The sequence below is a fragment of the Streptomyces sp. NPDC002619 genome, from assembly GCF_042889305.1.
In the GTDB taxonomy this organism is placed as follows: domain Bacteria; phylum Actinomycetota; class Actinomycetes; order Streptomycetales; family Streptomycetaceae; genus Streptomyces.
Map to the genome: position 1 here is coordinate 68,797 of NZ_JBIAQV010000022.1, position 17,682 is coordinate 86,478.

A 17,682-nucleotide genomic window follows, 5' to 3' on the forward strand; every position below is an offset into this window, starting at 1 on the left:
TGATCAATCTCGCGGTTCGGACGTCTATCTCAACTGTCCTGGCCTTCGGTTACAGTCTTGAACAACGCCGATGACCATCGCATGTCGGGGGTCATGAGCGTTTACAACCGCATACAGCTCATCCAGAGGGGCAGAGGGATACGGCCCGATGAAGCCCCGGCAACCCTCCAGTCGGTACTCGTAGATCACTGATCGCCCGCGAGGCTCCCGGCTAGGGAAGGTGCCAAATCCGTCTCACGGCGAGATGCGTCGTGAGGAAGATGAGGAGAAAGGGCCTCGCCTCACATGGCTGTGCAGACTGTTGCAACCACCACGAATCCCACGGTAGACCTCGGCCCCGCCGCGGCACTGAGCTGCCGGGAGTGCGGCCACCGGGTGCCGCTCGGACCGGTATTCGCCTGCGAGGAGTGTTTCGGCCCGCTCGAGATCGCGTACAACTTCTCGGCGTACGAAACCGAGGAGCTCCGCAAGCAGATCGAAGCGGGCCCCGCGAACATCTGGCGCTACGCGCCCCTGCTGCCCGTCCCCGCGGACGTGGCCGGCAAGCCGAACATCAACCCCGGCTGGACCCCGCTCGTCAAGGCCGACAACCTCGCCCGCGAACTCGGCGTGACCGGCGGCCTGTTCGTGAAGGACGACTCCGGCAACCCGACGCACTCCTTCAAGGACCGCGTCGTGGCCCAGGCGCTGGAGGCGGCGCGCGCCTTCGGCTTCACCACCCTCTCCTGCTCCTCGACGGGCAACCTGGCCGGTGCCGTCGGCGCCGCTGCCGCCCGCGCCGGCTTCCGCTCCTGCGTGTTCATCCCGCACGACCTGGAGCAGGGCAAGATCGTCATGGCCGCGATCTACGGCGGTGACCTCGTCGGCATCGAGGGCAACTACGACGACGTGAACCGCTTCTGCTCCGAGCTGATCGGCGACCCGGCCGGCGAGGGCTGGGGCTTCGTCAACGTCAACCTGCGGCCGTACTACGCGGAGGGTTCCAAGACCCTGGCGTACGAGGTCTGCGAGCAGCTCGGCTGGCGGCTGCCGGACCAGATCGTGGTCCCGATCGCCTCCGGCTCCCAGCTCACGAAGATCGACAAGGGTCTGCGGGAGCTGATCGAACTCGGTCTGGTCGAGGACAAGCCGTACAAGATCTTCGGTGCGCAGGCCGAGGGCTGCTCGCCGGTGTCGGTGGCCTTCAAGGAGGGCCACGACGTGGTCCGCCCGCAGAAGCCGGACACCATCGCCAAGTCCCTCGCCATCGGCAACCCGGCCGACGGCCCGTACGTCCTCGACATCGCGCGCCGCACCGGCGGGGCCGTGGAGGATGTGACGGACGAGCAGATCGTCGACGCGATCAAGCTGTTGGCGCGTACGGAGGGCATCTTCGCCGAGACGGCGGGTGGCGTGACGGTGGGCGTGACGCGCAAGCTGATCGAGACCGGCGTGCTCGACCCGACGAAGACGACCGTCGTCCTCAACACGGGCGACGGCCTCAAGACCCTTGACGCGGTGGCCGGCACCGGTCTGACCGCGACCATCCGCCCGAACCTGGACTCCTTCCGAGAGGCTGGCCTCGCATGAGCGTGACCGTTCGCATCCCGACCATCCTGCGTCCCTACACGGGTGGCAAGGCCGAGGTCCCCGCCGAGGGGGCGACCCTCGCCGCCGTCATCGCCGACCTGGAGAAGAACCACACCGGCATCGCCGCCCGTGTTCTGGACGACCAGGGCAAGCTGCGCCGCTTCGTCAACGTGTACGTCAACGACGACGACGTCCGCTTCGAGCAGGGCCTGGAGACCGTGACCCCGGACGGCGCAGGCGTGTCCATCATTCCGGCCGTTGCCGGCGGCTGACAGTTACCTTCGGTAACTACAGTTACCGGCTGTTCATCCGATTGCCCCCTCTGTGAGAGAAGCGGAGGGGGCAATTCAGTGTGGTTGAGCGCGGTACAGTTGGGGAACGTGCTGCCGATCCCCGGGTCGTAGGCCCCGGAATCATTCCGCGAGCCCGATAAGAAGTAGCCAAAGTGTGCGGGCTATTTGCGGCATTTGTGCCCTTTGTGGGGTCCGACTTGACCGGAATTCAGGCGAATTCTCGGCAGATTCCCGACCCCTGGCGTCCAGATTTCTCGTCCGATTGACCTGTTGCAGACGGCAGTTGGACAGATACATTCAGCCGCGGTCGACGCGTTCCGGCGCACGCCCCCAACCTTGGGGGGTGAGGTCTGACCCGGATCCGCGAAGTGTGGATCTGTGCAAGGGCCAGTAATAGGGGAGTTAGGCATGGCTCAGGGCACCGTCAAGTGGTTCAACGCGGAGAAGGGGTACGGCTTCATCGCGGTCGACGGTGGTGCGGACGTCTTCGTCCACTACAGCGCGATTCAGATGGACGGCTACCGCACCCTGGAAGAGGGCCAGCGGGTCGAGTTCGAGATCTCGCAGGGTCAGAAGGGCCCGCAGGCCGACATGGTTCGCGTCACCGCCTGAACATTCTCACACATGAAGGGTCCGTGCCCGGCAGGGGTACGGACCCTTCATGCTGTCCGCCGGTTCCGTGTCGTACCCGGCGCGATCCCTGGAGCCGCTTGCGCCCGCCCGTCACCCGACCACCACCCCTCATCGAGCCTGCTTCGTAGGCGCTTGCACTCGATGGGGTCGAGTGCTAATCATTGGCGTTAGCACTCTGAAGGTGAGAGTGACAAAGATGGACCGGGTCGGTGAGGCCCGCAGGCCGGGTGGGGCAAGGAACCACAAGGCCGGCGAGCCGTCCGTCGCGGGCGCGGGCGCGGTCCGAAGGAATCACCCCCAGTCCTGGAGGGACCACTTCACATGGCCAAGATCATCGCGTTCGACGAGGAGGCGCGGCGCGGCCTCGAGCGCGGCATGAACCAGCTCGCGGACGCCGTCAAGGTGACGCTCGGCCCCAAGGGCCGCAACGTCGTCCTCGAGAAGAAGTGGGGCGCCCCCACGATCACCAACGATGGTGTCTCCATCGCCAAGGAGATCGAGCTCGAGGACCCGTACGAGAAGATCGGCGCCGAGCTGGTCAAGGAAGTCGCCAAGAAGACGGACGACGTCGCCGGTGACGGTACGACCACGGCGACCGTTCTCGCCCAGGCCCTGGTCAAGGAGGGCCTGCGCAACGTAGCCGCCGGCGCCAACCCGATGGCCCTCAAGCGCGGTATCGAGAAGGCCGTCGAGGCCGTCTCCGCCGCCCTGCTCGAGCAGGCCAAGGACGTCGAGACCAAGGAGCAGATCGCCTCCACGGCCTCCATCTCCGCCGCCGACACCCAGATCGGCGAGCTCATCGCCGAGGCCATGGACAAGGTCGGCAAGGAAGGCGTCATCACCGTCGAGGAGTCGCAGACCTTCGGTCTCGAGCTCGAGCTCACCGAGGGCATGCGCTTCGACAAGGGCTACATCTCGGCGTACTTCGCGACCGACATGGAGCGTATGGAGGCCGTCCTCGACGACCCGTACATCCTGATCGCCAACTCCAAGATCTCCTCGGTCAAGGACCTGCTCCCGCTCCTCGAGAAGGTCATGCAGTCGGGCAAGCCGCTGCTGATCATCGCCGAGGACGTCGAGGGCGAGGCACTGTCGACCCTGGTCGTCAACAAGATCCGCGGCACCTTCAAGTCCGTCGCGGTGAAGGCCCCGGGCTTCGGTGACCGCCGCAAGGCGATGCTGAACGACATCGCCATCCTCACCGGTGGCGAGGTCATCTCCGAGGAGGTCGGTCTCAAGCTCGAGAACACCTCCCTGGACCTCCTGGGCAAGGCCCGCAAGGTCGTCATCACCAAGGACGAGACCACCATCGTCGACGGTGACGGCTCCTCCGAGCAGGTCGCGGGCCGTGTGAACCAGATCCGCGCCGAGATCGAGCAGTCGGACTCGGACTACGACCGCGAGAAGCTCCAGGAGCGTCTGGCGAAGCTGGCCGGCGGCGTGGCCGTCATCAAGGCCGGTGCCGCCACCGAGGTCGAGCTCAAGGAGCGCAAGCACCGCATCGAGGACGCCGTCCGCAACGCCAAGGCGGCCGTCGAGGAGGGCATCGTCGCCGGTGGTGGCGTGGCGCTCATCCAGGCCTCCTCGGTCTTCGAGAAGCTGGACCTCGAGGGTGACGAGGCGACCGGCGCCAACGCCGTGCGCATCGCGCTCGAGGCCCCGCTGAAGCAGATCGCCGTCAACGCCGGCCTCGAGGGCGGTGTCGTGGTGGAGAAGGTGCGCAACCTGACCCCGGGACACGGCCTGAACGCCGCGACCGGTGAGTACGTCGACCTGGTCAAGGAAGGCATCATCGACCCGGCGAAGGTGACCCGCTCTGCCCTGCAGAACGCCGCCTCCATCGCCGCGCTGTTCCTCACCACCGAGGCCGTCATCGCCGACAAGCCGGAGAAGGCCGCCGCGGCCGCTCCGGGCGGCATGCCGGGCGGTGACATGGACTTCTGATCAACTCCGGTTGATCGACCGTCCGTTGACCGAGGGCGGCACTCCCCGACCAGGGGGTGCCGCCCTCGGGCGTGTCCGGGACCACAGGCGCCGGCGGTGGGGCGCGCGCTGCTTGAGCTGAGCCGACCGGCCCTAGAGGTTGCCCATCGGCTCGACGTCGACGTACACGGGTGTGCCCCAGACTCTCAGCACCTCGTAGTCGGTGAACTCGTGCACGAGCCGGTACGCCATTGCCGGCCGCGGGCCGCGTCGCTGGGCGGCGAGGTACAGCTCGGCCTCCTGGCGGTCCCGCCTCGGTGTGCCGCAGAGTTGCCACTCCCGTCCGTTCCACAGCTCCGGCAGCCAGCGCTGCTGGGGCTGTGGGCGGTCGGATCGGACGCCGTAACGGGAGGGGACCGGGTCGGCGGACCTCGGCCGGCGGGCGCCGTGGAACTCGGTGCGGCGGGCTGCCCGCCTCCGGGTCTCGCAGAGCAGGCAGAGGTCCTGGGCACTCTCGTCCACGGGGCCGTTCGGATGTTCCGGGCAGCGAGTCGTGACCGCGCCCGACGTGACGCTCTCGTCCAGCAGGTCCAGGGCGCGCTGCAGGTCGGCCCTTACCTCGCGCAGCCGGGTGTCCGGGGTGTCGGTGGTCAGGGCTTCCCCGTGCTCACCGATGAGCCGGAGCGCCCGGCCGAGGGCGGTCAGTTGAGCGTGATTCACGGCTCGGGGCTCCGTTTCCTGTGACCGGTCCGGGTTCGGGTTCTTCCTCCATGGTGCCCTGGACCGGCCCCGACATGACGAGCCGTACGGCGGGTCAATTGCTCCGGGCCGCGCCCTGTCGGATCAGGATTCCCTTGCCGCAGGAGTGGTGTGCGGTGCCCGCTTCCGGGGCGGGCAGGAGAGTTGCCGGCACCACACCCCTGACCACCGGGGCGACGGCCAGGTCCCGGACGCAGGTGGCCGTGTCCGTGGTGGTCCAGTTTTCGGAGGCGTGGGCGGGGGCGGCCAGTGCGGCGCCGGAGGTCGCCAGGGCGGCTACGGCCAGGAGCTTCTTCATCATGTCCGGGCAACGAACGCCCCGGTGACGGCGTCACGCCACCAGAACCCGGCGTCACCCCATCGCCGCCGCCAGCGCCGCGCGCAAGTGGCCCGCCGATTGCGCCAGGAGGCGGGTCGCCGTCGGGCCGTCGACGTCGGTCAGGATGACCAGGATCGCGTTCTTCACCTCGCCCTCCGTCTCGGTGAGGGCCCGCTCGATCTCCTCGTCCGTGGCTCCCGTGGCCAGGGCGACGATACGGCGTGAGCGGGCGCGGAGCTTCTCGTTCGAGGCGCGTACGTCGACCATCAGGTTTCCGTACGTCTTGCCGAGGCGGATCATCGTGATCGTCGACAGCATGTTGAGGACCAGCTTCTGCGCCGTACCGGCCTTCAAACGGGTGGAGCCGGTGAGCAGTTCCGGGCCCACGACGATCTCCAGACCGTGCTCGGCCGCCGCCGCGAGCGCGCTGTGCTCGTTGCAGGCCAGGCCGACGGTCAGTGCGCCCAGGGCGCGGGCGTGCTCGACGGCGCCGATCGCGTACGGGGTGCGGCCGGACGCGGAGATGCCGACCACCGTGTCGGCGGACGTCGGGGACAGCGCGTCGAGGTCCGCCCGGGCCAGCTCCTTGGAGTCCTCGGCGCCTTCGACGGACGTGACCATGGCCTCGGGTCCGCCGGCGATGAGGCCGACGACCTGCGACGGGTCGGTGTTGAAGGTGGGCGGGCACTCGGAGGCGTCCAGGACACCGAGGCGGCCCGCGGTGCCCGCGCCCGCGTAGATCAGCCGGCCGCCGCGGGACATGCGGGCGGCGATCGCGTCGATCGCGGCGGCGATCTGCGGGAGGCGCACGGCGACGGCGGCGGGGACGCCCGTGTCCTCGCCGTTCATCAGGCGGGCGATGTCGAGCGTGGGGAGCCGGTCGATCTCGGCGAGTTCGGGGCGGAAGGCTTCCGTGGTCAGGCTCTCCAGCTCGGCGCGGAGGTCACGGGGTTCGGACATGGAGGTCATGGGCAGCGGCTCTTTCCAACGCGGTTCCGTGCGGGTCCCAAGTGATCTCTGGTGATCCTTGATGGCTCCTAGCGGCGCGGCGTGCTCCGGTGCCGGTGGGCCAGCGCCTCGTACGACGCGGCCAGCGCGGGCGCGGCCGACTCGTACGTACGTTGCGCCACTCCCACGAACAGGCAGTCCACGACGAGGAGTTGACTGGTCCGGGAGGACATCGCGGCGGGCCGCAGTTCGCTCTCCCGGGAGGTGGACGTGGTGAGCACGTGGTCGGCGTACTGCGTCACCGGTGAGTCCGGCCGGCCGGTGATGGCGACGGTGGTCGCGCCGCGCTCGAACGCGACCCGCAGCGGCTCGATGACGTCCCCCGTCGAACCGGAATGTGTGATCGCGATCGCCACGTCCCCGCTGCGCAGTTGCACGGCGTTGGTGACGGCGAGGTGCGGGTCGCTGTGCGCGTGGGCTATCAGCCCTATGCGCAGCAGCTTCTGGGTGAGGTCCTGGGCGACCAGCCCCGACGCGCCGATCCCGTACACATCGGTACGCCGCGCTCCGGCCAGTGCCGCGACGGCCGCGCCGAGTTGCGTGGTGTCGAGGCCGGCGGCCGTGTCGGCGAGGGTCTGCTGCTCGTCGTAGGCGAGTTTGGCGACCACGTCGGCGATCGGGTCGTCGACCGCGATGTCGGTGGTGATGGCGGGCGCGCGGCCCGACTGCTGCTGCGCGGCGAGGCCCGCGAGGGCGAGGCGCAGATCGCGGTAGCCCGGGTAGCCGAGGAGGCGGGCGGTGCGCACGACCGTCGCCTCGCTGGTGCCGGTGAGTTCGGCGAGGCCGGTGACCGTGAGGGCGGCACAGCCGGCCGGGTCGCCCGCGACGGCCTCGGCGACGCGCTGCATGGAGCGGGTCATGGAGGGGGCGAGCGTGCGCACCTTGGCGGCGAGCGCGGCCGGAGCGGGCGGCGAGGCGCCCGTGCCACCCCTGCCACCCGACTCTCCGAAAATTTCCTTCACGTTCTGGGTCACGTATGAAAGATATTTTCGGCTCGGTGCCGGGGTCAAGACCACGCACAATAGGACCATGGATCCCATTACCCCGCTGGAGCAGGCGCTGCACGCTGCACGCGCCCTCGTGCTCGCCGATCTGGTCGCGGGCGAGGTCGCCGAGGCGGACGTGGTCTCGCTGGTCGAGGACTCCGTCGTACAGCGCCGGTGGTGGGTCGAGCAATGGCCCGACGGGGTGGCGTACGTGGCGGGGTTGGTCGCCCAGGACGTCCAGGACGCCCTGCTCGAACGGTACGGCCGGTGGCCGCTGTGCCCGGTGTGCGGTTCCGGGGACCCGCACGCCCTGGACGTCGAGCCGGAGCTAGGGCCCGATCCGCACTGGGTGTGTCACAAGGCGGGCGTGAAGGTCGCGGCCGTGGGCGCGCTGGGGCGGGCGACGGGCGGCGGGGCGCCGTCCTCGTGAGGCTCTCGTGACGGTCTACATCGACCCGCCGCAGTGGCCCGGCCACGGGCGCATGTGGTCGCACCTCGTGAGCGACGTGTCGTACGACGAACTGCACCTGTTCGCCGCCGAGTTGGGTGTGCCCCGGCGGGCGTTCGAGCGCGATCACTACGACCTTCCGTCGCACCGGTACACGGACGCGGTCGCCGCCGGGGCCATCGAGGTCAGCAGCCGCGAGGTGGTACGGCTGCTGTACAAGGCCGGACTGCGCAGACGCAAGGGGCGTCAGGCGCGCAGGACGTAAGACGTACGGCGGCCGTCAGGCCCGGCGAACGTAGAGCAGCAGTGCTCCGTCCGCCGCGTCGTTCCCCTCGTGCGCGGTCCGTTCCTCCGCCACGCTCGCCGGGACGAAGCCGGCCCGGGACACCACGGCCTGCGAGGCGAGGTTGTCCGGTTCTATGGCCGCGAACAGCACCGACACGTCGTCGCGGGCCAGCGCCCACTCCGACAGCGCGCGCAGCGCCTCGGTCGCGTAACCCTGTCCGCGCGCGGCTTCGGCGAGGTCGTACCCGATCTCGACGCGGCCCTCGTGGTCCGGGACCCCGTGGAACCCGATGCCGCCGACAGCGCGGCCGTCCTCCCGGCGCACGAGCGCGAACAGCCCGAACTCGGGCCGCAGGATGCCCGCCTCGTACGCCTTGACGGTCATCCCGGCGGCCTCCCGCGTGCCCTGGTAGGGCCCGCCGTCGATCCACTCGAAGCCGCCGTCGCCGCCCAGGCGCAGATCGTGGGCGGCGCCGGGCCGGACGCCGGTGAGGGTGAGGCGTTCGGCGGGGATGACGAGGTTGTTGTGCCAGTGCCACTCGGTGACCGGGGCCCGGCCCGGCAGGTTCCCGCGCCCGGTGGCCCACAGCAGGGTCGGCCAGGCGGCCGGACCGGGTTGGACGTGCGGGAAGATGCAGGCCAGCACGGCTTCGGCGAGATCCTCGGAGGGCGCGTACGCGATCCCGAGACCTTCGGCGATGTCGTGCGTGTGCAGCAGCACCTCGGCGATGCCCATCGCGGCGAAGCCCTCGCGGTCCGCGCTGCGGAACGGGTACGGGTGGAAGGCGCGGACGTCACGAGGGGCGGTGCGGACGGCGGCGGAGAGCAGGGCGCCGGTGGTCTCGATCACGTGCAGGGCGCCCGCGTTGTCGGTGCCCTCGTCGAGGGTGATCTCGAAGGGCACGTACGCGTCCTGCGCGCGTCCGGCGAGCTGGCCCGCGTACGCGATGAGGTCACCGGCGATGTGCTCCGCCGTGTGCAGGCAACTCCACTCCACCCGCCCGGCCTTCACCCCTTCCCAGTCCCGGTCCACCACCGTGCGCAGCGTCGCCGTACAGCTCGCCACGGCCTCGTCCACCTGGTCCCCGCCCAATGCACGCATGCACGGCACCCTAGGGCGCCGGGTCCGCCGGGGTCGACAGCAATTCCAGCTCGGAGCGGACGTTGTAGCGGGCCGTCGCCTCCCACTCCGCCGCGCCGTACGGCGTGCGGAACAGGCGTGGCAGCGCGAGGAGTTGGCGCAGGATCGCGGCACGGCCGGCGCGGAAGGCGTCGTTCGGCACGAAGTGGTACTCCTCGCGGACGGCCGCGGTGTAGGTGGCGTACGCGGACGGCGACGCGGCGAGGATCGCGAGGTCCGCGTCGCACAGCACCTGCCCGTCGCGGTCGTCGTCGGCGGGGTCGTGCCCGACGGTCAGCCGCACCAGCCGCGCCACCTCGGCGATCTTCGCGTCCGGGACCCCGATCTCCGTCAGCGCACGCTCGGTGAGCCGGGCCGACCGCTCCTCGTTCTCGGACCGGTCGGGCAGATAGACGGCGTCGTGGAACCAGGCGGCGAGCCGGACGGTGTCGGCGTCGCCAGCGTACTTCTCCAGCACGTCCACGTGGTCGAGGACGGCGGTGAGGTGCGTGAGCGTGTGGTAGTGCCGCTGCGGCTCCTGCCAGCGGGCGATCAGATTGTCGGCGTACGGCAACGGGTCGGGGCCGGTGCCGGGCCCGCGGGCTCCTTCCAGGGCTCGGGTCCAGCGGGCGCGCAGGGCGTCGAGATCGGCCATGGGGTCATTCTGCGTCTTCGCGGCTGACCGGTGCACCACGAGTCGCGCCCACCTTGGTGGCGGCCCGGCCGACCTGGTCGGTCAGCCCCGTCACTGGTGCGGGGACAACCGTGGCGCAGAGCGGCAGTCGGTGCGGGATTACCGCGTCCGGTAATGACAACTGGGGTGGGGCCGCCCCTAGCTTGGTCGGCATGACTGACGTACACGAAGTGCGCGACCCCGAACTGCCCGGCCGGCTGCTGGTCGTCGAACGGGATGCGTTGGTGCCGCTGTTGCGCGGCAGGGACGACGTGGATTTCGCCCAGGCGACTGTCGCGTGTCCCGGGTGGACCGTGCGGGACGTGCTCGCGCACTGTTCGGCCGCGCTGATGCGGGTGGTCGAGAGCCGATACGAGAAGGACGTGTTCTCGCCCGCGGCGAACGACCGGGACATCGCCGAGCGGGCCGAGTGGTCCAACGAACAGGTCGTCGACGAGCTGGAGCGCGGGATGACCGAGGCCGGGCCGGTGATCGCCGCTGCGGGCGGTGTGCTGGACCTGATCGGGCTCGGCGAGTGGGTACACGCCGGTGATGTGCGCGAGGCCCTTGGCGAGCCGGGCGCCTACGCCGGGGACGGGCTGCCTTACGCCCTCACCCTGCTGGCCCGCGCCACCGTCGAGAAGGGCCACCCGCCCCTGCACGCCGACCTCGACGACATGGACGAGCCGCTGCGGCTCGGTACGGCGAGCGGGACGCGGACGCCGGCGCGGTTCATCGGCGACGCCGCCACGCTTGTACGGCTGTACTCGGGACGGCCGCTCGACGGGGCGGCGTACGAGCTCGTGGGGGTGGAGGCGGCTGAGCTGAACATCTTCGGGTGACTGGCACGGGGGCGGTCCCTGTGACCGGCGCGAGGACGGGGGCGATCTCGCACTGTCCTGCCTTCCCGACGTACCCTGAGATTGGACTAGACCTGTAGCCGCTCCAGGGAACACCGACGGAAGGGGTCCTATGAGCACGCGTGCAGTCCTGGAGGTGATCGCCCTCGGTGTCGAGGACGCGGTCGCCGCCCAGGCCGGAGGCGCGGATCGCCTCGAGCTGGTGACCGACATGTCGGCCGACGGGCTGACGCCGTCGGCCGAGACCTTCGCCGGGATCCGTGCCGCCGTCGACATCGACCTGCGCGTGATGCTGCGGCTCTCGGACGGCTTCTCGGCGGGCGGCTCCGCCGGGGTGCACCGGCTCGTGCGGGTGGCGGGGGAGCTGCGGGCGGCCGGGGCCGATCAGTTCGTGCTGGGGTTCCTGGGTGCGGACGGTGGGGTGGACCTCGATGCCGTCGAGCGGGTGGTCGCGGAGCTGGGTGGGTGCCGGTGGACTTTTCACCGGGCGATCGACCGGGCGGCCGATCGTGACGCCCTGCGGAAACAGCTCGCCGATCTGCCGGGGTTGGACAACTACCTGACCGCGGGGTCGGCGGCCGGTGTGGATGACGGGCTCGCCACGTTGTGCGCCGAGGCGCAAAGGGGTGGGGAGCCGGGGTACGAGCCGACGATCCTGGTGGGTGGGGGGCTTCGGCTGGAGCATGTGCCGGGGCTTCGGGACGCGGGGATCAACGCGTTTCACATTGGCGGCGCGGCTCGGCCTCAGGGGTGGGCGGGGCCGGTGTCGGTGGAGGCTGTGGGGGAGTGGCGGCGGGTGCTGGACGAAGGGTGAACGGTGAACCGGCCCCAGCTGCGGGCAGTCGTGCCTCCCCCGCTCTTCGAGCGAAGCCGAGAGTGGCGGAGGCACCCCGCCGGCGCGGGTGAGCGAAACCCACCCCGCCCAGCACCGGCACAAGTGCCGGCCAGTACCAGTCCGGTCAGGCCAGCTGCCACGGCAGCGGTGCCGTGTGCGTCACGATCAGCCCCGACACCGCTCGGGTCAGTGTCACGTACAGGCGGCGCAGCCCCGTGCGTTCGTCCGGTTCGCCGTCGACCACCGCCTGGGGCTCGTCCAGGACCACGTAGTCGTACTCCAGGCCCTTGGCCAGGGACGCCGGGACCAGGGTCAGGCGGGTGTCCCGGGTGGTCTCCTCGCCCGGCGAGAGATGGGTGATCCCCGCCGACGCGAGCGCCTCGGACAGCTCCGGGATTCGGGCGTCCGCCGCGATCAGGCCCGTCGAACCCTCGTTGCGCAGCAACTCCCCGCACGCCGCGACCACTTCGGCGGGCCCGGCCACCGTACGGACCTCGAAGAACCCCGGATTCTCACGGACCGACGCGACCGGCGTGAGACCCGGTGCGATGTGCGGGAGCAGCCGTGAGGCGTACGTGATGACGTCCGTCGGCACGCGGAAACCGGCCGTCAGTTCCTCGATCACGCCGTCCGTCTTGCCCAGGTGGGCCAGTGCCTCGTCCCAGCTCCGGGTCGCCCACGGGGTGGTGCCCTGTGCCAGGTCCCCGAGGACGGTCGCGCTGCCGGTGGTGCAGCGGCGCCCCACGGCCCGGTACTGCATCGGCGACAGATCCTGCGCCTCGTCGAGGACGACGTGCCCGAGCGAGTGCGTGCGCTGGACCAGGTCCGTCGTCTCGTCGATCAGCACCGCGTCCGCCGCCGACCACTTGGCCGACTTCACGCTGCGCACCGGCTTCGCCCACAGGATCGTCTTCTGCTCGTCCGCGGAGAGGACCCCCTCCGCGTGCACGGCGAGGAAGTCCGCGTCCGTCAGCAGCCGCAGCACGAGCTTCGCCGGGTCGACGGGCGGCCAGATCTCCTTGACCGCCGCCTTCACCGCGCTGCCCCGGGCCACCGCGTCCTGCACCCGGTCGTCCGGCGCCTCCCCGGACCGCTCCATCTGCACGAGCACCGCGTGCGCGATCCGCTGCGGCAGGGCCTCGCGGGCGGCGCCGTACCGGAAGTCGCGCCCGTCGCGGTAGCGACTAGTGTTACTGAGCAACTCCCGTACGATCTCCTCGAGTTCGTACGCCGGAACCCGCCACCGCCGCGACCCGCGCACCACCACGACCGGCTCCGTCGGCATGCTCACATGCGCCCGCACGGCCCGCCGCAGCACCTCCGCCATCCTCGCGTCGCCCTTGACGATCGCGGTGGCCGCCTCGTCCGTGCCGCGCACCTCCACGTTCCCGGCGACCAGGTCGTCGACCGTGGCCTGCCGCACGGCCAGCTCGCCCAGCGCGGGCAGCACCTGCTCGATGTAGTGCAGGAAGGACCGGTTCGGCCCGATCACCAGCGTGCCGGTGCGGGCGAGCCGCTCGCGGTGGGCGTAGAGGAGGTAGGCGACCCGGTGCAGGCCGACCGCGGTCTTCCCTGTCCCCGGGCCTCCCTGCACACAGACGGTCCCCGACAGTCCGGACCGTACGATCTCGTCCTGCTCGGGCTGGATCGTGGCGACGATGTCGCGCATCGGGCCGACGCGCGGACGCTCGATCTCCTGCTGGAGCAGCTTGCTGGTGGTGGCCGCCTCGGCGGGGTCCGAGAGGTGCTCGTCCTCGTACGCCGTGAGGTCGCCGCCCGTGTAGCCGAAGCGGCGGCGCAGCGCGATGTCCATCGGGTCCTTCTTGGAGGCCCGGTAGAACGGCTGCGAGACCGGCGCGCGCCAGTCGATGACCATCGGGTCGCCGTCGTGGTCGTGCACATGCCTGCGCCCGATGTAGAAGCGCTCGCCCTCCGCGCCCTCCGCCTGGTCGGCGCCGGGGGCGTGCAGATAGTCGAGGCGGCCGAAGAACAGCGGGGTGTCGCTGAGGTCGGCCAGTGCCTTGATGCGCTCCTCGATCTGACGGGCGAGGACTTCCGCGTTCACCCAGTTCGCGGTGACGTCGCTGATGTCGAGCGACTCGACGTCCTCGCGCATGGCGCGCAGGGCGGAGCGGGACTCGGCGAGATGGGAGCGTTCCCGGGCCAGGGGGTCGTCGACGGGCGCGGACAAGGGAGTGCCTCCGGATCTTTCGTGACTGTGGGGCCGTCCGGTTTCCGGCCGGACGGCAGCACTCCGTGACGGAGGCGGGCAAGAGAGAGGATTTTAGTGAGCCGGGGCGGTGGGGTGCCAATCGTTTTTCCGTCGTCCCCTAGGGGGAGCGCCCGTTCGGCGTAGGGGCGAGCGTCCCCCCACGGGTGGACGGAGAGATGTCGGAGATTGGCTCCGGAGACCGATGCCGCGCTTATGTCCCCGGAGTCACCATGGAGACATGAGCGCAGCAACCATCGACCCCGTTCCAGCCCGCCCCACCGGCGCCACTGCCGTGGACGAATCGGTCCCCCGGCACCGCCTGGGCGACGCCCTGCGCGCCGTGAAGGTGTTCGCGGAGGCGGCGTTCGGCGTTGTCATCCTCGGCGAGTACGGCGAGGAAGCGGGCGTACGCCGAAAGTGACCACATAGGTTCACCTCCGTGCCCAAACGGACGGTGACCTCCTTTGCCCTTCTACTCCTCTCGATCTCCTTCTCCTCCTTCGCCGCCCTCTGCGTCCTGCAACGCGTCCCGATGGCCGACGTGCTGGTCTACCGGGCCGAGGGCGAGGCCGTCCTCCACGGCGGCGACCTGTACGGCTTCACGGTCACCGAGTGGCGGCTGCCGGCGACGTATCCGCCCTTCGCGGCGGTCCTGTTCGTGCCGACGACCTGGATCCCCGTCCCGGCCCTCAAACTGACCTTCCTCGCGGGCAACGCGCTCCTGCTCGCGACGTTCGTCGCCCTCTCCGCCCGGCTGGCGGGCCGAACCGCCCGGCTCCCGCTGCTGTGTGCCGGCACCGCCCTCGCCCTGTGGCTCGAACCGGTCTTCCAGACGGTGCTCTTCGGCCAGATCAACCTCGCCGTCGCCTGCCTGGTCCTGTGGGACCTCACCCGGCCCCCGGGCGCCCGGGGCAGGGGCGTGGCCCTGGGCCTGGCGACCGGGATCAAGCTCACCCCGGCCGTCTTCGTCGCCTACCTCTTCCTGACCGGGCGGCGGCGCGAGGCGGGCACGGCGACGGCGGTGTTCGCCGCGACCGTCGGCCTGGGCGCCCTCGTGCTTCCGGCGGCCGGCGTGGACTTCTGGACCGCGCGGCTCTACGACACCGGCCGCGTCGGAAAGGCCTGGATCATCGACAACCAGTCCCTCCAGGGCCTGATCGCCCGGTTGCTGGGGGACCCGGCACCGGGCGTCGTCTGGGCGCTCCCGGCGGCACTGCTCGCGGCCTTCGGCATGTGGCTGGCGGTACGGTCGCGGGACGAACGGCACGGGATCCTGCTGACGGCCGGCACGGCACTGCTCGTCTCGCCGATCAGCTGGTCCCACCACTGGGTGTGGTGCGTCCCGCTGCTCGCCGTCCTCCTCGCGGACGGCCGCACCCGCCTCGCGGCCCTGACGGCGGCCCTGTTCACGGCCCGCACGATGTGGCTCCTGCCCCACGAGGGCGACCGCGACCTCCACTTCCCGTGGTGGCAACAGCCGTTGGCGTCGCCGTACCCGATCTTCGGCCTGGCCCTGCTGGCCGCCATCGCTCTGCGTCGTCGCTCAGTCGCCGGAGTAGCCGAAGATGCCCAAGTGGGTGGGCTCGTCGCTGGTGTAGAGCATGACGTACACCCCGGTCCAGCGCATGGTGCACTCGTCGATCAGCGTCTTCTCACGCTCGGGCCCGACCGTCATGTTCGCGAATGACCGGGCGAGCCGCTCCGTGAAGGCGTCGGGTGTCGGCCGGTCCGTGCCGAAGTGGTGCCGGATCCGGTCCGGGGCCAGCGGGCGCAGCGTCCCGTAGTCCTCGATCCGCTGCTGGGAGGGCGGCTCGGTGGTGTGTACGACGGTCTGGACGTCCAGGATCGAGTGGGTGCCCTCGTTGCCCATGAACTCCGCGTCCGCCCAGAGATCTTCGAGCGTCGCGTACTCCTCGCCGCCGCCGTAGTCCTCATCGAAGACGCGCGCGTGCAGCGCCTCCAGTGAGCGCTCCACGCTGCCCTCGTACGAGGTGACGTAGTCCCAGCCGCTGGCACCCATCGTGCCGCCCTCCCCAAGTCGTCTGCGAGACGGCGTCACCGTAGAGGACGGCACTGACAACGGGGCAGGGCTCAGCTCTCCGTGAGGAGTTCGTCCGCGTCCATGATGCGGTACGCGTAGCCCTGTTCCGCCAGGAAGCGCTGGCGGTGGGCGGCGAAGTCCTGGTCGATCGTGTCGCGGGCGACCACCGAGTAGAAGTGCGCCTGGTGACCGTCGGCCTTCGGGCGCAGAACACGGCCGAGGCGCTGGGCCTCCTCCTGGCGGGAGCCGAAGGTGCCCGACACCTGGATGGCGACCGTCGCCTCCGGCAGGTCGATGGAGAAGTTGGCGACCTTCGACACCACCAGCACACTGATCTCGCCCTCGCGGAAGGCGTCGAAGAGCTTCTCGCGCTGCGCGTTGGACGTCTCGCCCTTGATGACCGGCGCGTTCAGATGCTCGCCCAGCTCGTCGAGCTGGTCGATGTACTGGCCGATGACCAGGATCTGCTGGCCCGCGAACCAACGTACCAGCGCCTCCGTGACCTTCCGCTTCGTCTCCGTCGTCGCGCAGTAGCGGTACTTCTCCTCCGTCTCGGCCGTGGCGTACGCCAGCCGCTCGGAGTCGGTCAGGTTCACGCGGACCTCGACGCAGTCGGCGGGCGCGATGTAGCCCTGCGCCTCGATCTCCTTCCAGGGCGCGTCGAACCGCTTCGGCCCGATGAGGGAGAACACGTCCGACTCACGGCCGTCCTCGCGCACGAGTGTCGCGGTCAGACCGAGGCGGCGCCGCGCCTGCAGGTCGGCCGTGAACTTGAAGACGGGCGCGGGCAGCAGATGCACCTCGTCGTAGACGATCAGGCCCCAGTCGCGGGAGTCGAACAGCTCCAGGTGGGGATAGATCCCCTTCCGCTTCGTCGTCAGCACCTGGTACGTCGCGATGGTGACCGGCCGGATCTCCTTCTTCGTACCGCTGTACTCCCCGATCTCGTCCTCGGTCAGCGAGGTCCGCTTCACCAGCTCGTGCTTCCACTGCCGGGCCGAGACCGTGTTGGTCACGAGGATGAGAGTGGTCGACTTGGCCTGCGCCATGGAGCCGGCGCCGACCAGCGTCTTGCCCGCGCCGCAGGGCAGCACGACGACACCGCTGCCGCCGTGCCAGAAGTTCTCCACGGCCTGCTTCTGGTACGGCCGCAGGGCCCAGCCGTCCTCGGCCAACTCGATGGCATGCGCCTCGCCGTCCACGTACCCGGCGAGGTCCTCGGCCGGCCAGCCCAGCTTGAGCAGCACCTGCTTGATCTGCCCGCGCTCGGAGGGGTGCACGGCGACGCTGTCCGGATCGATCCGCGCCCCGACCAGCGGAGCGATCCGCTTCGAGCGCAGGATCTCCTCCAGGACCGGCCGGTCCGTGGTCGTCAGCACCAGCCCATGGGCCGGGTGCTTGGACAGGGTCAGCCGCCCGTACCGGTCCATCGTCTCGGCGATGTCGACCAGCAGCGCGTGCGGCACCGGATAGCGGCTGTACTCCACGAGCGCGTCGACGACCTGCTCGGCGTCGTGCCCGGCGGCACGCGCGTTCCACAGCCCGAGTGGCGTCACCCGGTAGGTGTGGATGTGCTCCGGCGCCCGCTCCAGCTCGGCGAACGGCGCGATGGCGCGACGGCAATCGTCCGCCCGCTCGTGGTCGACCTCGAGGAGCAGGGTCTTGTCGGACTGGACGATCAGCGGACCATTCACGCGCGGGCACCCTTTCCGTACGGC

The 17,682-nt window shown here is 70.3% G+C and carries 18 protein-coding genes and 1 riboswitch; of the genes, 10 read left to right on the forward strand and 8 right to left on the reverse strand.

What is annotated here, in order from left to right:
• Window positions 1–115: 115 nt before the first annotated feature.
• Window positions 116–267, forward strand: a riboswitch (SAM riboswitch).
• Window positions 268–285: 18 nt separating this feature from the next.
• From thrC to groL, 4 genes are all read left to right on the forward strand, one after another.
• Entirely contained in the window at window positions 286–1,569 is a 1,284-nt protein-coding gene (gene thrC / locus ACFYXB_RS28760; protein WP_389587242.1) for a threonine synthase, read from the forward strand.
• Window positions 1,566–1,841 carry a MoaD/ThiS family protein gene (locus tag ACFYXB_RS28765; RefSeq protein ID WP_351355576.1) on the forward strand — a complete coding sequence of 92 codons (276 nt, stop codon included), beginning with the start codon at window positions 1,566–1,568 and terminating at the stop codon, window positions 1,839–1,841. The genes thrC and ACFYXB_RS28765 overlap by 4 nt, the downstream gene beginning before the upstream one ends.
• A gap of 429 nt (window positions 1,842–2,270) precedes the next feature.
• Window positions 2,271–2,474: a cold-shock protein gene (locus ACFYXB_RS28770; protein WP_004986573.1), complete on the forward strand. Its 204-nt coding sequence runs from the start codon at window positions 2,271–2,273 to the stop codon at window positions 2,472–2,474.
• A 342-nt stretch (window positions 2,475–2,816) separates the two neighbouring features.
• Window positions 2,817–4,439, forward strand: coding sequence for a chaperonin GroEL (gene groL / locus ACFYXB_RS28775; RefSeq protein WP_351355579.1), 1,623 nt, complete (start codon window positions 2,817–2,819; stop codon window positions 4,437–4,439).
• Window positions 4,440–4,571: 132 nt separating this feature from the next.
• Here groL and ACFYXB_RS28780 read toward each other — a convergent pair whose 3' ends face one another.
• The 4 genes from ACFYXB_RS28780 to ACFYXB_RS28795 all read right to left on the reverse strand — a co-directional run bounded on the left by ACFYXB_RS28780 (window position 4,572) and on the right by ACFYXB_RS28795 (window position 7,478).
• On the reverse strand, window positions 4,572–5,138 hold the full coding sequence (locus tag ACFYXB_RS28780; protein WP_388498353.1) for a hypothetical protein: 567 nt from the start codon (window positions 5,136–5,138) through the stop codon (window positions 4,572–4,574).
• A gap of 94 nt (window positions 5,139–5,232) precedes the next feature.
• Window positions 5,233–5,478, reverse strand: coding sequence for a hypothetical protein (locus tag ACFYXB_RS28785; RefSeq protein ID WP_389587245.1), 246 nt, complete (start codon window positions 5,476–5,478; stop codon window positions 5,233–5,235).
• A 51-nt stretch (window positions 5,479–5,529) separates the two neighbouring features.
• Window positions 5,530–6,465, reverse strand: a complete 936-nt coding sequence (gene murQ / locus ACFYXB_RS28790; protein ID WP_351355588.1) for an N-acetylmuramic acid 6-phosphate etherase — start codon at window positions 6,463–6,465, stop codon at window positions 5,530–5,532.
• Between the two features lie 68 nt (window positions 6,466–6,533).
• Window positions 6,534–7,478, reverse strand: coding sequence for a MurR/RpiR family transcriptional regulator (locus tag ACFYXB_RS28795; RefSeq protein ID WP_389587247.1), 945 nt, complete (start codon window positions 7,476–7,478; stop codon window positions 6,534–6,536).
• Between the two features lie 55 nt (window positions 7,479–7,533).
• Here ACFYXB_RS28795 and ACFYXB_RS28800 point away from each other — a divergent pair, with 55 nt between their 5' ends.
• Window positions 7,534–7,920: a hypothetical protein gene (locus ACFYXB_RS28800; RefSeq protein ID WP_351355594.1), complete on the forward strand. Its 387-nt coding sequence runs from the start codon at window positions 7,534–7,536 to the stop codon at window positions 7,918–7,920.
• A 7-nt stretch (window positions 7,921–7,927) separates the two neighbouring features.
• Window positions 7,928–8,203, forward strand: a complete 276-nt coding sequence (locus tag ACFYXB_RS28805) for a DUF4031 domain-containing protein (protein WP_351355597.1) — start codon at window positions 7,928–7,930, stop codon at window positions 8,201–8,203.
• Window positions 8,204–8,218: 15 nt separating this feature from the next.
• Here the strand turns inward: ACFYXB_RS28805 and ACFYXB_RS28810 are convergent, their stop codons facing one another.
• Together ACFYXB_RS28810 and ACFYXB_RS28815 are read right to left on the reverse strand one after the other, a co-directional pair.
• The gene (locus tag ACFYXB_RS28810) at window positions 8,219–9,325 is read right to left on the reverse strand and encodes a GNAT family N-acetyltransferase (protein ID WP_389587250.1); all 1,107 of its coding nucleotides are present in this window, start codon (window positions 9,323–9,325) and stop codon (window positions 8,219–8,221) included.
• A 10-nt stretch (window positions 9,326–9,335) separates the two neighbouring features.
• Window positions 9,336–9,998 (reverse strand): hypothetical protein, encoded by a 663-nt coding sequence (locus ACFYXB_RS28815; protein ID WP_389587254.1) that lies wholly within the window; start codon window positions 9,996–9,998, stop codon window positions 9,336–9,338.
• Between the two features lie 191 nt (window positions 9,999–10,189).
• Between ACFYXB_RS28815 and ACFYXB_RS28820 the strand changes: the two genes are divergently transcribed.
• Complete coding sequence (locus tag ACFYXB_RS28820; RefSeq protein WP_389587256.1) at window positions 10,190–10,858, forward strand: maleylpyruvate isomerase family mycothiol-dependent enzyme; 669 nt, start codon at window positions 10,190–10,192, stop codon at window positions 10,856–10,858.
• Window positions 10,859–10,988: 130 nt separating this feature from the next.
• Window positions 10,989–11,690 (forward strand): copper homeostasis protein CutC, encoded by a 702-nt coding sequence (locus ACFYXB_RS28825; RefSeq protein WP_389587258.1) that lies wholly within the window; start codon window positions 10,989–10,991, stop codon window positions 11,688–11,690.
• A gap of 145 nt (window positions 11,691–11,835) precedes the next feature.
• Here ACFYXB_RS28825 and ACFYXB_RS28830 read toward each other — a convergent pair whose 3' ends face one another.
• Entirely contained in the window at window positions 11,836–13,902 is a 2,067-nt protein-coding gene (locus tag ACFYXB_RS28830) for a HelD family protein (protein ID WP_389587260.1), read from the reverse strand.
• Window positions 13,903–14,161: 259 nt separating this feature from the next.
• On the opposite strand from ACFYXB_RS28830, the gene ACFYXB_RS28835 reads away from it, so the two are divergent.
• Window positions 14,162–14,344: a hypothetical protein gene (locus ACFYXB_RS28835; protein ID WP_389587262.1), complete on the forward strand. Its 183-nt coding sequence runs from the start codon at window positions 14,162–14,164 to the stop codon at window positions 14,342–14,344.
• Between the two features lie 18 nt (window positions 14,345–14,362).
• The gene (locus ACFYXB_RS28840; RefSeq protein ID WP_389587264.1) at window positions 14,363–15,610 is read left to right on the forward strand and encodes a glycosyltransferase 87 family protein; all 1,248 of its coding nucleotides are present in this window, start codon (window positions 14,363–14,365) and stop codon (window positions 15,608–15,610) included.
• A gap of 404 nt (window positions 15,611–16,014) precedes the next feature.
• On the opposite strand, the gene ACFYXB_RS28845 is transcribed toward ACFYXB_RS28840, so the two are convergent.
• Window positions 16,015–17,658: a DNA repair helicase XPB gene (locus tag ACFYXB_RS28845; protein WP_389587266.1), complete on the reverse strand. Its 1,644-nt coding sequence runs from the start codon at window positions 17,656–17,658 to the stop codon at window positions 16,015–16,017.
• Window positions 17,659–17,682 lie beyond the last annotated feature (24 nt).